The 13761-nt window shown below is 37.8% G+C and carries 16 protein-coding genes; 6 read left to right on the top strand and 10 right to left on the bottom strand.

The features are described from left to right. Positions 1 to 211 precede the first annotated feature (211 nt). Positions 212 to 601: a type II toxin-antitoxin system VapC family toxin gene (locus FBQ94_RS10700; protein WP_040544430.1), complete on the bottom strand. Its 390-nt coding sequence runs from the start codon at positions 599 to 601 to the stop codon at positions 212 to 214. Next, complete coding sequence (locus tag FBQ94_RS10695; RefSeq protein ID WP_007222645.1) at positions 601 to 798, bottom strand: hypothetical protein; 198 nt, start codon at positions 796 to 798, stop codon at positions 601 to 603. Before FBQ94_RS10695 ends, FBQ94_RS10700 begins: the two co-directional genes overlap by 1 nt. Positions 799 to 1596: 798 nt before the next feature. On the opposite strand from FBQ94_RS10695, the gene FBQ94_RS10690 reads away from it, so the two are divergent. Continuing rightward, positions 1597 to 2880 carry an MFS transporter gene (locus FBQ94_RS10690; protein ID WP_007222644.1) on the top strand — a complete coding sequence of 428 codons (1284 nt, stop codon included), beginning with the start codon at positions 1597 to 1599 and terminating at the stop codon, positions 2878 to 2880. Positions 2881 to 3107: 227 nt separating this feature from the next. On the opposite strand, the gene FBQ94_RS10685 is transcribed toward FBQ94_RS10690, so the two are convergent. From FBQ94_RS10685 to FBQ94_RS10670, 4 genes are all read right to left on the bottom strand, one after another. After that, positions 3108 to 3458, bottom strand: a complete 351-nt coding sequence (locus FBQ94_RS10685; RefSeq protein WP_007222643.1) for a DUF5615 family PIN-like protein — start codon at positions 3456 to 3458, stop codon at positions 3108 to 3110. Further along, the gene (locus FBQ94_RS10680) at positions 3455 to 3874 is read right to left on the bottom strand and encodes a DUF433 domain-containing protein (RefSeq protein ID WP_007222642.1); all 420 of its coding nucleotides are present in this window, start codon (positions 3872 to 3874) and stop codon (positions 3455 to 3457) included. The genes FBQ94_RS10685 and FBQ94_RS10680 overlap by 4 nt, the downstream gene beginning before the upstream one ends. A 398-nt stretch (positions 3875 to 4272) precedes the next feature. Then, entirely contained in the window at positions 4273 to 4635 is a 363-nt protein-coding gene (locus FBQ94_RS10675; RefSeq protein WP_051006220.1) for a type II toxin-antitoxin system PemK/MazF family toxin, read from the bottom strand. Beyond that, positions 4622 to 4816: a hypothetical protein gene (locus FBQ94_RS10670; RefSeq protein WP_007222640.1), complete on the bottom strand. Its 195-nt coding sequence runs from the start codon at positions 4814 to 4816 to the stop codon at positions 4622 to 4624. The genes FBQ94_RS10675 and FBQ94_RS10670 overlap by 14 nt, the downstream gene beginning before the upstream one ends. A 455-nt stretch (positions 4817 to 5271) precedes the next feature. Between FBQ94_RS10670 and FBQ94_RS10665 the strand changes: the two genes are divergently transcribed. Further along, positions 5272 to 5457: a hypothetical protein gene (locus FBQ94_RS10665; RefSeq protein WP_040544428.1), complete on the top strand. Its 186-nt coding sequence runs from the start codon at positions 5272 to 5274 to the stop codon at positions 5455 to 5457. Positions 5458 to 5633: 176 nt separating this feature from the next. On the opposite strand, the gene FBQ94_RS10660 is transcribed toward FBQ94_RS10665, so the two are convergent. The 3 genes from FBQ94_RS10660 to era form a co-directional block, all read right to left on the bottom strand. Beyond that, positions 5634 to 6284 (bottom strand): lysophospholipid acyltransferase family protein, encoded by a 651-nt coding sequence (locus tag FBQ94_RS10660; protein ID WP_007222639.1) that lies wholly within the window; start codon positions 6282 to 6284, stop codon positions 5634 to 5636. A gap of 282 nt (positions 6285 to 6566) precedes the next feature. Then, entirely contained in the window at positions 6567 to 8138 is a 1572-nt protein-coding gene (locus FBQ94_RS10655) for a DUF2851 family protein (protein WP_040544425.1), read from the bottom strand. 159 nt (positions 8139 to 8297) lie between these two features. Then, on the bottom strand, positions 8298 to 9197 hold the full coding sequence (gene era, locus FBQ94_RS10650) for a GTPase Era (protein ID WP_007222637.1): 900 nt from the start codon (positions 9195 to 9197) through the stop codon (positions 8298 to 8300). A 206-nt stretch (positions 9198 to 9403) separates the two neighbouring features. On the opposite strand from era, the gene FBQ94_RS10645 reads away from it, so the two are divergent. The 4 genes from FBQ94_RS10645 to FBQ94_RS10630 all read left to right on the top strand — a co-directional run bounded on the left by FBQ94_RS10645 (position 9404) and on the right by FBQ94_RS10630 (position 13079). Then, complete coding sequence (locus tag FBQ94_RS10645) at positions 9404 to 10672, top strand: 4Fe-4S binding protein (RefSeq protein WP_007222636.1); 1269 nt, start codon at positions 9404 to 9406, stop codon at positions 10670 to 10672. 301 nt (positions 10673 to 10973) lie between these two features. Further along, complete coding sequence (locus tag FBQ94_RS10640) at positions 10974 to 11513, top strand: hypothetical protein (RefSeq protein WP_007222635.1); 540 nt, start codon at positions 10974 to 10976, stop codon at positions 11511 to 11513. A 732-nt stretch (positions 11514 to 12245) separates the two neighbouring features. Continuing rightward, complete coding sequence (locus FBQ94_RS10635; RefSeq protein ID WP_285442124.1) at positions 12246 to 12653, top strand: cytochrome c; 408 nt, start codon at positions 12246 to 12248, stop codon at positions 12651 to 12653. A gap of 45 nt (positions 12654 to 12698) precedes the next feature. Then, positions 12699 to 13079 (top strand): c-type cytochrome, encoded by a 381-nt coding sequence (locus tag FBQ94_RS10630; protein ID WP_007222633.1) that lies wholly within the window; start codon positions 12699 to 12701, stop codon positions 13077 to 13079. Positions 13080 to 13216: 137 nt separating this feature from the next. Here FBQ94_RS10630 and FBQ94_RS10625 read toward each other — a convergent pair whose 3' ends face one another. Beyond that, positions 13217 to 13756, bottom strand: a complete 540-nt coding sequence (locus tag FBQ94_RS10625; protein ID WP_007222632.1) for a cysteine hydrolase family protein — start codon at positions 13754 to 13756, stop codon at positions 13217 to 13219. Positions 13757 to 13761 lie beyond the last annotated feature (5 nt).

The following is a 13761-nucleotide window of genomic DNA, read 5'->3' as shown; positions in this document are numbered from 1 at the left end:
GGGTATGGTTGTGATCGTGTGACACTCTCAGAGGAAACGGAGAGAAACGGGGAAGACAAACCTCAGCCTGTAGCCACTACGCCAGTGTTTTACTCTACACAATACAAAAGTTAGTGCAGTGATTTTATATTAATCACGACTTGAATTTGTCCAGTTGTTTATTAGGTATCCAAAACTACCAGGTTAATTTTTACCGGAAGCCCCGAAATATTTACCATATTGCTGGAACAAGATGAGAATCGGTTATTGTCCTGTCTGCTGTAACAAGTGACACTACTTGTCCAAACTCTTCAGCAGACTGGATTACTGTACCGATAATGATAGCATCGTGGATGTCAAAGCCGGTGGGTGCAATAGATACAATCGAAAGATCCATTGGATGGAAAAGGATATTTTCAGCAGTTTCGACTTGTTGTAAGACCTCTTCAAAGGATAGTGGTATGCGCTTACGGTGGTAAAGGTATTTTATTTCCATCGTTACTATTGATGGAATGATAATAATATTGGAAGGGTTTGATAATGCTGATTTAGCCTTTGAACTTAGTCGAGAACTTGCTGTGAGAAACCACACCCATGGGTGTGTATCAGTCACTATATACACTAAATAGGTTCCTTTAGTTTTATCTTAACGGCTTCTATATCTTCGGGCGTAATATCCTGGCTTCCTTTTAGTAAGCCGTAAAGAGCCGCTGAGGTATGAGTCTTAACTTTATGTTTTTTAGATTTCACCTGAGTTTTAAGAGCTTGTAGCTTTAATTCTATCAATTTGATTTCGTTTAATAAGGTTGAGTTATGCATAACGGTTGTCCTTAAAATTTAACAGATTGAAATTTAATATTGTCATAATGATTTTTCATAAGATCATTTGAATTTTACTCTGATGGTAGGAAATAGTCAATAAGGATATATAGTATCCTGTTGCGAGGATCAAAGGGGTTGTATCTTAAAAAATATAAACTTTTACAGGAATTTCAGGCAAGTGTGTTTTCAAACAGATGCTTCAATAGGTTTAGCACAGGGTTTGGAAACAAGATGTGGGCTGGGGTAAAGTTTAGGCGCTTACAAAAATATTTTGATATTTTTTAACAAAAATATCCGCAAAACTAACCCTGTCAGGGTTTAAAACCCTGACAGGGTTGACTCGTAAACTTTGTGCTTCGGATTTTGTCTTTTCCAACTCGTTTGGATTAGGAACAAGCAGTTAAACTCTATTTGGCCGCTGGCGTCCAGCGGCAGATTAACGAAAAAAATTACGTATATGAAAGGGGATGAGGAAAATGAGGGTTAAGATCAAGAAATTAAAGAAACCCGAGAAGATACTGGCTGGTAGTACTTAGGGGTGGTAATTGTTTCTTTAATGAAACTGGGGAAAGCAGTTGAAAAACGGCTTTCCCCATGTAATGAATATCTAACTTGATTGGATTTTTGTTGTATTGCTTGTGCCTTGCTCTTTCGTATCAACTTTTACATTTTTTGCAAAATATGCGGCTGAATGATTATATGGATAGATGGTTATATGGTTAATTGATCAACCATCCAACCATCAGCCATATTATGATTTTGTTTCTTCCAACTCTTTTGGACTAGGACTTAATTATGGAACCTTCTCATACACCAAAAACCCTTGGATACCTTGACGTACTCCGCAGGCCTGCATTTGCACTCTATTTTAGCGGTGCATTGGTCGATACCTTTGGCAATAACATCTTTTTAATGACCGTCTTATGGTCCATTTTCAAACTTACGGGATCTCCCATATCACTGAGTGGAATAATTGCGGTATCAATAGCGCCCACGATCCTCTTTGCCCCGCTCGCCGGAACTATAGTAGACCGATGGGACCGCAGACGTATCGCCCTAATACTTATCCTGTTGAATGCAGCTATAATCTTGTGTGGTGTGCTTTTTTGTAAATTAAATCTTCTCGGTATAGCTTTACTATTCACACTCTGTATCCTGATCTCGATTAGCAATGTCTTTTTTAACCTGTCCGTGGTTAGCCTGTTACCAGAAATCGTCCCTGAAGAGGGACTTGTCGCAGCCAATGCCCTTGTAGGCTCTTCGGTACAAACGGGAAGGATTATCGGGAGTGGCCTTACAGGGGTTATCCTGGAATACTTTTCCATTGAAAGGGTACTCCTCATAGATGCATCCACATATATTTTTGGCGCCCTATGCCTTTTCTTTATGCTCCGGTTCCCCCTTGTATCATCCAAAAAAGCAGCTATGAGAGCAAAGGTGGAGACATGGAAGAATTTTACTGCCTGTATACACTATATAAAAGTAACTCCCGTGATTTTGGGTATTTCCGTAATTTTTCTGCTTCCACAGATGACGGAATATCTCCTCTCTGTTCTACAAGTCCCCTATGTGTCAGAGGTATTAAGACGAGGCCCATCGGCCCTGGGCACGATCGATGCAGTATTTGGAACAGGAGCAATCGTTGGATCACTCGTTCTTGTCGCCTTGATCCGTTTTTGGGGAGAAAATATTTTTTTCTGGATTGGACCGGTTGGAATGGGAATGGGCTATCTCCTCTTTGCCCTGGCAGGGGGGTTATTTGAGGCGGTTCCAGCAAGCTTTCTTGTTGGCTTATCAGGCTCAATGACCCATATTTTTTACATAACCTCTATTCAACGACAGGTAAACAACAATTTTCTGGGCAGATTTCTGAGCTTCCTGGATTGGTCAAATTCTATCCTTACCTTGTCATTAGTACTGGGTATTGGCGTGTTAATAAAATTTTACAATACCAGGGCAAGTTTTGTAATTATGTCAATTTTGTTATTTGTTGGTGCAGGGCTTGGAGTAAGGATGGCTATACGGATGAGAACTCTCCCTCTGGTGAATGATCAAATTAAATCAAGTTACGAAGGTTAGTGCTTTATTTTCCCTTGCAGGTTCAATTTTGTAAATTGAACCCGTATATTTGCACGGTTATTGGTTGACATCGTTCACAAATTCGAAGCGTAATAGAAAGATGCGAAATTTTGGGTTCAGGTTATAAACCGTTCGGCTGAGTTCACGGTAAAGCCTGAATCCGCAATAAGAAACAGTATTGGCGGATTCGGCGTAAAAACCAACGCCTTAATCCACCCTACGTATGATTAAGATTTCAGGAAATCGATACCATAGGATTTTACATCATGAGAGTGTTTTGAATCATATTTCATAATAGCTCTTGCTATTAGTGAGAAATTATCACTTGGTAAGGTATGAGGAATTATGAGGACTCCACTATGAGAACGATGCTCGTGAAAGAATTGAACGGTCAGGCGGATAAAATCGTTCCTGTTGCGTGTTACAAGGCATCTCTTTTCAGAGGCTGCCAGGTTAAGATGTTCTTTATCTTCAGTCTGCGCCATGCCGATTTCATGGGCGCTGACGGCATCTATGCCGTGCTTTCTGAGTATTTCTGCAATCTTTGGGCTCAGATCTTCATCAAGATAATATTTCAACGGTCCTCTCTGATAAGGAATGGGTATTTTTTATGAACCTGCTCTTCAGTCAACCCTGCATTCTGCTTTATAAGAAGGTCGATCCCTTCAGGATAGGTTCTGTAGTAACCTATGGCAGACCTCAACTGCTGTTCTGTGAGCCAGTGGTAAGCCTTTTGCAAGCGATTAAGGTTTTCATCAACACCTTTGTATGTTGCAATAACCTCCCAGACCTCAATGCCTGTGCCTGCAATCCGGGCCCTTCGTCCTGTTGTGCCTTCGGTAAAGACGATACCCGGGCACCGCTGCATCCTCACTGCCTCATCAAGCAGTTCATTTGCAACAACAGAAAACTCTTTGCCGGTATCTCTGGCTATTTGTTCAATTTCTTTCAGTGTTTTTTCCTGAATCCTTATACTTTTCTGAACTGTTGGCATACTATCTCCTTATCTAGATTACGTTGTATGACAATATATTACATGGTAAGACTAGTATTGTCAAGGAGTTTAGGAACAAGCAGTAAAAAATCAGTCAAACCATATTTGGCTGCTGGCGTCCAGAGGTGTTTAGTAGAAGAGCATTAAATAATTGAAAGGGGGTGAGGAAAATGAAGGTTAAGATCAAGAAATTAAAGGGACAAGAGAAGCCACAAGGTAGTGTGGTGACGTGGTAATTGTTTCTTTAATGAGCATGGGGTAGCAGTTGAAAAACTGCTACCCCTATCTATGAATATCTACTTGATTGTATTGTAATGTTTATTGTATTGCATGTTTCCAAACGTTGTTTCTTGAAATCAGTCAATGAGAAGGTAAGAAATTATAACTCGTGAGATATATTATACATTGGTATTACTGACGATTGATGTATTAAATTGATTCAAAATTGATGCTATTGTTTGATTTGGTATTTTTCCCAATTTCTTTATAATCAGACTTTGATTAATGGTAACTACTTTGCCCAATTTAATTATAGACTTTTTTGGTAAACCCGAAGTCTTCAGATCTGTGGAGGAAAGGAGATATTCATCTTCTGGAACCTGAGAAGGTACCTGCGAACTGATAGCCATAACAATGACATCCTTATGGTTGTTATTAAATTGATCGGAGGAAATTATTAAAGCTGGACGTTGTTTTGTAGCCGAAAGATCAGTAAAGGGGAAAGGTATTAATATTACATCACCTTTATTAAAGATTGTCATATATCGAGTCCTCTGGATTGTCCCAGAAGTCGAAAGAGGGTTCGGCCACCTTAAGGAGTGATAAATCGTCTAATGAGAGTTTTTGCAGAGATAATAATTTAGACAAAAGTATTTTTTGTTCCTGTTGATTCAGGTGTTCAATCGCATCTGTTAAGTCTTTTAAAGAAAGTTCTATAGCCATAATCTATTCCCCTATAATGAAGTACATTAATATTATAAATGTAGAAAAATATTAATGTCAATGAAGAATATGAAGAATATTAAGGGTAAAGAAAGGTATGATCTGTACTCGAAACAGAGTTTCGAGGCAAGTGTGTTTCCAAACGGATGCTTCAACAGGTTCAGCACATGGTTTGGGAACAAGTAGTTAAAAAGCGGTCAAATAGTATTTGGCCGCTGGCGTCCAGCGGCAGATTAGCGAAAGGATATTACATATATGAAAGGGAGTGAGTGAAATGAAGGTTAAGATCAAAAAATTAAAGGGACAAGAGAAGATACTGGCTGGTAGTCTTGTGGGTTGGTAATTGTTTCTTTAATGAAACTGGGGAAGGCAGTTTTATACTGCCTTCCCCAGTGTTTGCTGTTTTAAATAGATGAATAATTGATTACGTAACTAATTATTAAATAGGTAATTTTATGAGAGAAAGAAATCAGCAAGGTTCCATCTCCGTAAATGCGATTGCTGGAACGTATGTTGTACTGTTGGGGATCAACATGAAAGAAGATGCCTGTAAAGGGCTTTTGGGCTTCGCAATTGAAAGAACTGACCGTACTGAGGAAGAACACTACAAGTCAACAACGTTAGCCCAAGTTTCGCATTAAGGATAAAATAGGTAAAAAGGTGAATCTTTCAAACTTTTTTACTAAAGATCTCTTCCATTGGAATACTATCAAATTTAGCTTCTCTGTCTGCCTTAAGCCTTTTTTCTGCTATCTCATGAATCTTCTTATCTGGTTGATCTAAACTCTCAATTAATCCTTCAATAACAAGAAATCGTTTACGTACCTTTTTGCCGTACTAAATTATCCACCTTTTCTGCCATTTCTTTCATGGTTTTTTCTAAGAGATATCGATAGTATTCCATTTCTTCCTCACGGAGATTTTGTGGGATATAAATGGGGTCTCCGTACATCATTAGTGCTTGGGAAAATGGTTTTGGGATACGAAATTTATCCCAACTGGGAAGTTCCCAATAGCTGGATAATCCGACAACGGTTGGAATGATAGGTAATTGTGTCTTTTTACTAAGATAAATGCTGCCGGATTGGACTACGTATCGAGGTCCTCTCGGACCGTCCGGAGTAATTGCCAGAGGATATCCTTCTCGTGCCTTATCAACCAGTGCCTTTACAGCCCGCATACCACCTCTCGTAGTCGATCCCCGAATAACACCAAACCCCAGCTTCTTAATTACCCGTGCGATGTATTCACCATCAGAGTGCTGACTGATGAGTACCTGTATCTTGCTTTTACGGCCTACGTAAGCTGGAATGAGCATCATGCAATGCCAGAAGGCATAGATGGCAGGGAGATTTTTGGTTTTCTTATTAAATCCTTTGGGAATGTCTTCAATCCGAATGGTAAAGGCTAATAACCTTATTAACCAGGAACCCAGAAATCCTATAATTAAAAATTTTACCTTTTTCATTTTAGAAGTTAGGACGCGGATTTACACAGATATACACAGACTTATTCCCTAAGATTAGCAAAAACCTTCTCATCTAGTACCATTTCACTATAATGTTTTCTACGAGATCGTACTAAGATATCTCATAAACAAAGCCATGACGGGGACGTCTGATTCAATCTTGCAGATTGAACCATAACGGTTAATCGGGCGCGACTTCGGTTCAATGAACCAGTATTAAAATATTGTTTTTAATATCCTGATAATCTGTGTTTATCCGCGCCCCAAATAGAAATAGTGAATTTAGCTTTCAACCATGGACAGATACAAAACGCATTTATTACAGCTAATATTGTCGTTCTCGCAGAAATCCTTAAAGATCTGATATAATCCTTGCTGTCGTCTGATAGAGTTTATAATTTTCTTTGCTACCTTTGATTGTCCAAAGATACGATTTTCCATGAACCGTAGTGTACTCGTCATGGGAAGTGGTGGATAATTTCTGTACAAAAGATGCAGTACTTTCTCTAGTCTGACATCGTTATGTTTTCTGGCATAGATAAGCAGGATAGGGATGATAACATTAATGAAGATGTTGGAAGTTCTCTCCTTCCCAAGTAATTTTTGTGGATTCTTAAGCCTTATGCCGCCTATGGTATAATGGTACGACCAATAGAGGTCGTGAATATTGAGAAAAAGGGACTGAGTAGTATTGATTAATGTATTGATATGTTCTCTTGTGTAATCTTCTTTTGTTTGAAATATCCATAAGATGCGATGGAAGATACCGTTTGGTGCACATTCAGAGAGGATATTGGCAATAGCCGCAATCCTTCTTTCCGGAAAGTTTGCAGGTCTTATCTTTGCATAAGACCAATCGTCTTTTATCATAGAGGTTTTATTAATTTTTGCTTGAATCACCTTCCATGCGTCTTCGAGATCGTTTATATATTTTGTTGTCTCATCATTATATGATTTCTCTGAATTTCTCTGGTGAGGCAGCAAACCTGCTATGCCTAGTAATAAAGATTGGGTATGTAGTTTCTTCATTTGGACAGGGACGTCCTCGGGAATTAAGGAGTGAAAATCTTTCAGGGATACGAGAGAGGCTAATCTTAGGAATGATTCTTTATTTTCCTTATATCCCAGTGATTCCATAATTGCTTCATAGATTGTTTGCTCAAAGGGTTTTTTCTTTAGCCACTCCTCATACCTTTTTGCCTTTTGAAGAATACGTTCATCTCCGGCATAATCAAGGAAATGACCTACCCATTGTTCATCTATCTTCTGATTTCCTATTTCTCTATGGCAGTGCCCGGCGTGTACCTTTCGACCTTTTAGATAAGATTCAATATCAACTACATCGATTATATCGTCGAGCTCTGCATCTAAGTATTGGGACAGGGTCAATTGCGTAACTATTTGTCCCAAAGAATTTTTAATGTATTTTCCTTCATTATCATTCCACATTGTGACATGTAAGCATATACTATCATAGGTTTCTTGTTTATCATGTTGATGTTTCATCCAATCAGATGCAAAGACATGAATTTCAATATTACCCTTTATAAGTCCCTTACCTTCAAGAAGAATTTCCGCATGTTTGAAATCTGGTCCTCCTTCGGAATTCCACCACCCTGGTGATAAAACTTCCAGGCGTAGGCCATCGTCGGTATAGAGTTTATCTTTTTTAAAATGCTGTCCAAACCAGATACATCGAACCAATTCTTCCTTGATGAGTTTTTCCGTACCCTCGAGAACCAATAAGGATGAATGGTTATTTATATCTACATTTACGTTGTTGTGTAATGAGCTTATAAGTTGTCGATAGGTATATGAAAAACAATTTGTAGGATATTTATTGAGGTTAAGCATAAATACTTGTGTATGACTTATAGTAATGCATGAGTTACATGAGTTATTGAATGGCCATGAGTAAAGATTTTGGTAGGATACGGAAACTTTAAAATTCTTTTATACCTGAATTTTATCCGGTAAATTTTACCTAAAAACGGGAGTCTTTATTTAACCTTGTTATTTGTATCCTAACTTCTGAAGTTTGCTTTTATCTTTCCGCCATTTTTCCATAACTTTGACTTGGAGCTCAAGATATACTTTCCTGCCTATTTGCTTCTCTATCTCTTCTCTGGCAATAACGCCAACATGCTTAATAGCCTTACCGTTTTCCCCGATAATAATTCCCTTTTGAGAGTTACGTTCCACATAAATAATAGCTCTGATAAAGTCCTTGCCTGCTTCCCGTTCCTTAAATTCTTCAATTTCCACAGTTGTGGAGTATGGGATTTCTTCACCGTAAAATTCGAAGATTTTTTCTCTGACGATTTCAGAAGCAAGAAATCTTTCATTGTAGTCAGTCATATAGTCCTCTGGATAGAAAGGCTCTCCTTCGGGCAGATATTTTACAATAAGGGAGAGCATCAGATCTATATTGACTCCTTTTAGGGCTGAGATAGGTACGATTTCTGCAAATTTTAATTGGGCATCATATGCCGAGATAATGGGTATAAGACTATCTTTTTCTACCAGATCTACTTTATTAACAGCTAAAATAACAGGTGCATTTACCTGAGATAATTTTTTGAGAACTTCTCTGTCTTTATCGGTAGATGGCTTACATGGTTCTACCATCAACAAAATTACATCCACATCTTCTATTACACTGTAAGCTGTTTTTACCATATATGTTTGTAACTCATATCTTGGTTCAATAATACCTGGTGTATCATAAAAGATAATCTGATAATCTTCCTTGGTTAATACACCCATGATCTTTTTTCTCGTTGTTTGTGGTTTCGGGGTGACGATAGATAATTTACATCCCAAAAGGTCGTTAATAAGAGTTGATTTGCCTACATTGGGTTTGCCTATAATAGCCACATAACCTGACTTGAAATTTTTTTTATTTAATTCCATACCGTATCTGCGCCAAAATTACTTGCATACATAGGTTAATTTTGATTAATATAATATTTTACATAATTAACTGCTACTTAGCATTCTAAACTTTCGATTGCTGTGAATCAAGCACTTTAGTGATACCTAAACAAAAATATGGAGGATGTTACTTGGAAGAAGTGAAACAACAATATTCTACGTCTGTGCTAGTTCAGGATCTTTCTATGGAAATTAAAAAGTCAAATACCAAAAAGGCTGTTAAAAATAAAAAGAAAAAGTTGAATTCCCAAAGAGTTCGATGGTATACACAACTAGCATTTCTTGTTGTAGTATGTATTATTGGCTGGCAGTTTTATACCTTCGTTAGCTATTGTGAGTCAGGTGGAAAGGGATTCTATATGCCGAGACCACCAGGGGTAGAGTCCTTTTTGCCAATTAGTGCACTTATGGGCACAAAATACTTCTTTGGTACAGGGAGGATTAGTTCCATTCATCCGGCAGGATTTGTTATTTTTGGGACATTACTTTTAACAGCCCTGTTTTTCCGGAGAGGTTTCTGTGGTTGGATTTGCCCTATCGGCACTATTTCTGAATGGGAATGGCGATTGGGGGATTGGTTTTTAAAAAAACTTCCGCAACGAGTTTCTCATATAATGCGGAATGTGCCCACAAGATTCACAGCGGGTTTGAGCCTTATTTTCGTACCCATTATTGCCTTGCTGATTTTAGAAATGTTGACCATGGAATCTTTCAAATTACCTATTTTCAGGCATCTCATTCCCGCCTATGCTTTGGCGATAGTATTGCCATTTGCCGTACCCAGAAGATTCTGGTCAGATAAAGTTAATGATATAATTGCCCGGGCATGGAAATACGCAATTCTTGCCTTTTTTATCCAGGTCATTATTATCAAAATGCCTATTGCACAATTGGAAATGATGTACACGCGTGTACCTTTTATTCGTGTAGCGGATGTTAAAATGCTGAAATTCTTCACGAATATGTCTGGCATGGCGTTATCGGTTATACTGGCAATGCTGGTCATTTCACTTGTTAATAAAAACTTTTGGTGCCGTTTTTTCTGCCCTTACGGCGCTTTGTTAGGTGTTATTGCTTATGCGAGTCCTTTCAGGATTGCACGAGATGCGAAAAAGTGTATTGACTGTGGTAAATGTACCAAAGCATGTCCGTCACATATTGTTGTAGAGAAAAAGAGGCATGTTCTGACTCATGAGTGTGTAGCGTGTTATGATTGTGTTAATGCTTGTCCGGTAAATGGAGCATTAGATATGAAACTCGTTAGGGACCGAAAGAAAATTCATTATGGACTTTATGCCCTTATGTTAATCGGGTTTTACGTTGCTTTAACAAATGTAGCCCGTATTACTGGACATTGGTATACCAAGATTTCAGATGCAGAATATATACTCAGGATATCAGAACTTGATCAGCCAAAATATCTTCACAAAGCGGGTCAATTCGAGACAGAATAACAAGCTTTCCAGTTAAATTAAATATTTGACATATACTAAAATTTTTTTATAATGACCATTTTGTTATTTTGCATAATTGATTTTGGTATATATCTCTATTTGTGTGGTTAATTTAAGCCATTTTTTTATACATTACATAGCTCGCTTTAAACTAGTAGCGTTAAACTATTGGTGCGAAACATGTTGGTTCTTTTACTTATTTTGGTACGGCATGTGCTAGTTGGGATAAAAATTAAAGCTATTTATGAATGCTTTGATTTCGTAAGAGATTGATTTTATTCTTTGACGGAGGTAAAGGACGTTGGTTAGAAAAGGTTTTTTAGCGGCATTGGTAATTGTTGTTGGTACTTGTGGTATGGCGATTTGCACGTTTGCTGAAGAATCATCTGCTAAAAGCGATAAAGAAAAGAGCGAATTAGCCAAGATTATGGGTGAAATAGACAAAAGTTACAAGGCTGTAGAACAAATATCAGGATATTATAAATATACGAATAATGATTGGAATCTTATCGCTGAAGCAAGTGCTAATATTGTACAGCAAACAAAAATAATCATTAGTAAGTTTTCCCGGCCTGATGATAAAAAGTATCAGGACCTTAATAAGACAATGCTAACAGAAGCTGAAAAAATGCTTGAAGTTGTAAAGCATAAGGATGAACAAGGTTCCCTGGAGGATTCTCAATGGCAGGTCCGGCGGTTGCGGCAAACGTGCGCCTTATGTCATAAGCATCTGGGGATTCATATTTATCCACAATTATATCCAGGTAAGAAGAATGAGTTACAACCCGGACAGGAAGAGATTCCTGCTCCAAAGGAGCCGAGTGTTCCAAAAGATTGGTAACGGATATTTGTGGAAAACTTCAGATTTATTGATCAAATTTATTAAATAAGGAAAATGGATTTTTGAAATTCTTTCAGCAGGTGTGCAAACAAAATTTTTGCTTGACTCATCTTGTGTTCAATGATATATTGTCAAAAATTTTGTTTTTAAAATTAGTCCAAAAGTATTGTTTCAAAAATCCCGCATGGCAATCCTTTGATGTTGTAGTAGGGCTAATTCAGGGAAAATCATTACAATTACGAGTTAGCTTCTGACTACTTTGTTCTTCGCATTTATGTGCTTCTTTGTGATTCTAGATTAGTGAGGGTTTATCAAAATAATCAAATAATCTTGTAGCGCAGAAGTCTATTTCCACCTTAATACCTAAATCTGTAGAAATTTCATAGCAGATAGGTTAAACAAAATAGTCGCAGTACTTGTTTCATTATACTTGATTATTGAGGATCCTTGAATATAACAAATTAGCTTGATTATTTAGATTGTTTGCGGAGTGCTAAGTTGTTTTATACTGCTCAATGCTATTCCATATATTTTTGGTATGAAGGGAGGTGAAGTGGAAGGTCTGAAGACGGGGGCTTATAACTAAATTTTAGAGATGCTAACTGAAGAATAGGTGCCCTATCTGCAGTTTAAATAGTCTTGTTCCAAAAAATAGTTATAGAAAAGTTTAATAATTGTAGAAATAGTGCTAAGCATATAAGTTATTTTAAAAGGAAAGTGAGGATGGGAAAAATGAGGCTAAAAAAAAGTATTTTCGCCGGGACAGTTGCTTTATTTGTTACTGCAATGGCATCAGTTAGTTATGGACAGACCCAGAGCGAATTATGCAAAAAGATGTGGGATAACTTTCAGGGAATGAGGGCAATGACAGGACTTTCAGCCGCAGATGATGCTCAATTTGCAAAATTCACTGAACATGCAAAGTCAATCTCTTCAGATTCAAAGACTTCCATGGACAGCATTTCACCAGATAAGAATTACAAAGTTTTAAATGAAGAAGCTATCTATCATGCAAATGAGATTGAAAAAGCAGCTTCCAATAAGGATCTGGAAGAAATTCAGGTGCAGTTTAGAAGGCTTACCATCGCCTGCAGAAATTGCCATAAGATTTATAAATCAGAACTAAAGCTCGTTCCGTAATATCTTAAGTGTTTACTAATAATCATAAATGAGAGGAGTTGAATTATGAAAATGTTTCGCCTATCGTATATCGTACCCATCGTTGCAGGATTGGGATTGTCTTTAGCTAGTTCCACCTGGGCCTTAACAGAGCACAAGGCTGGTGATACTACGAAGAGCCCATATACGATCTTCGCAGGTTTGGGCTTTGCAGTTCAAGAGAGCTGTTATTACTGCCACGGAAACGGTGGTAAGGGGACTGCTAAAGGACATGAATACGGCGTACCTGATTTTACTGATGCTGGCTTCCAGTCTGCCTGGACTGATGAAGCACTCGTAAAGCATATCAATCAGGGGAAGGGAAAATGCCCCGGTTATCAGGGAAAGATGTCACCTGAAATGATTGAAAAGATGGCAATGGTTGTAAGAAATTTTGCAACAAAATAATTTGCTGAAAAATATATTGGTAATTCAATATCCATAGCGGCAAAAAATAAGAGGGTATGTGAAATGCACGTTTTACATGCCCTCTTCGTTTTGTATTTTAGTATTTTTATGTAGATATTTTTTTGTTATTTAGAAAATTATACTATCTTTGCATGGAAAATACGCTTCATTTGTTGCAAAGCGAATTGATGCTCACTTTGGGTAAGCGCCGTAACGCAATTTTGAGGTATCACAATCTTATAGCCTCTCATATAAGCCTCTGCCGCTGTGTATAAAACACAAATATTCGTTACAACACCAGTAATTATTACCCCGGTTATCCCCAATTTCTTTAGTAATGTATCCAACGATGTTTTATAGAAACAAGAATAGCTCGTTTTTGCTATCATATAATCTTCTTTCCGAGGCTCAAGCTGCTGAATGACTTGTGCGCCCTTCGTTCCTTTCACGGCATGCCTTGGCCATAATTGAAATTCCCGATCATTATTTTTATGCGCATCACAACAGTAAATTATAGGGGTCCGTTTCTTTCTCGCCTTTTTTATCTCACCCTTAATAGGATCAATTATCATTCTTGATTTGGGTACTTCAAGAGGGGCCTGTTCATTCACGAAATCATTCAACATATCGGCTATGATAATGGCATATGATTCTTCTGGCTTGTTTAATGCGCCCATATTTC

The organism is Candidatus Jettenia sp. AMX1, assembly GCF_030263775.1.
In the GTDB taxonomy this organism is placed as follows: Bacteria; Planctomycetota; Brocadiia; order Brocadiales; family Brocadiaceae; genus Jettenia; species Jettenia caeni.
This window is presented reverse-complemented; position numbering and strand designations above follow the sequence as displayed.

Bases quoted from the DNA above. Each gene is read 5' to 3' on its own strand.
- FBQ94_RS10695 (WP_007222645.1), bottom strand. From the start codon at position 798: ATGCATAACTCAACCTTATTAAACGAAATCAAATTGATAGAATTAAAG.
- FBQ94_RS10690 (WP_007222644.1), top strand. From the start codon at position 1,597: ATGGAACCTTCTCATACACCAAAAACCCTTGGATACCTTGACGTACTC.
- FBQ94_RS10680 (WP_007222642.1), bottom strand. From the start codon at position 3,874: ATGCCAACAGTTCAGAAAAGTATAAGGATTCAGGAAAAAACACTGAAA.
- FBQ94_RS10675 (WP_051006220.1), bottom strand. From the start codon at position 4,635: ATGACAATCTTTAATAAAGGTGATGTAATATTAATACCTTTCCCCTTT.
- FBQ94_RS10670 (WP_007222640.1), bottom strand. From the start codon at position 4,816: ATGGCTATAGAACTTTCTTTAAAAGACTTAACAGATGCGATTGAACAC.
- FBQ94_RS10665 (WP_040544428.1), top strand. From the start codon at position 5,272: ATGAGAGAAAGAAATCAGCAAGGTTCCATCTCCGTAAATGCGATTGCT.
- FBQ94_RS10660 (WP_007222639.1), bottom strand. From the start codon at position 6,284: ATGAAAAAGGTAAAATTTTTAATTATAGGATTTCTGGGTTCCTGGTTA.
- FBQ94_RS10655 (WP_040544425.1), bottom strand. From the start codon at position 8,138: ATGCTTAACCTCAATAAATATCCTACAAATTGTTTTTCATATACCTAT.
- era (WP_007222637.1), bottom strand. From the start codon at position 9,197: ATGGAATTAAATAAAAAAAATTTCAAGTCAGGTTATGTGGCTATTATA.
- FBQ94_RS10645 (WP_007222636.1), top strand. From the start codon at position 9,404: ATGGAAATTAAAAAGTCAAATACCAAAAAGGCTGTTAAAAATAAAAAG.
- FBQ94_RS10635 (WP_285442124.1), top strand. From the start codon at position 12,246: ATGAGGCTAAAAAAAAGTATTTTCGCCGGGACAGTTGCTTTATTTGTT.
- FBQ94_RS10630 (WP_007222633.1), top strand. From the start codon at position 12,699: ATGAAAATGTTTCGCCTATCGTATATCGTACCCATCGTTGCAGGATTG.
- FBQ94_RS10625 (WP_007222632.1), bottom strand. From the start codon at position 13,756: ATGGGCGCATTAAACAAGCCAGAAGAATCATATGCCATTATCATAGCC.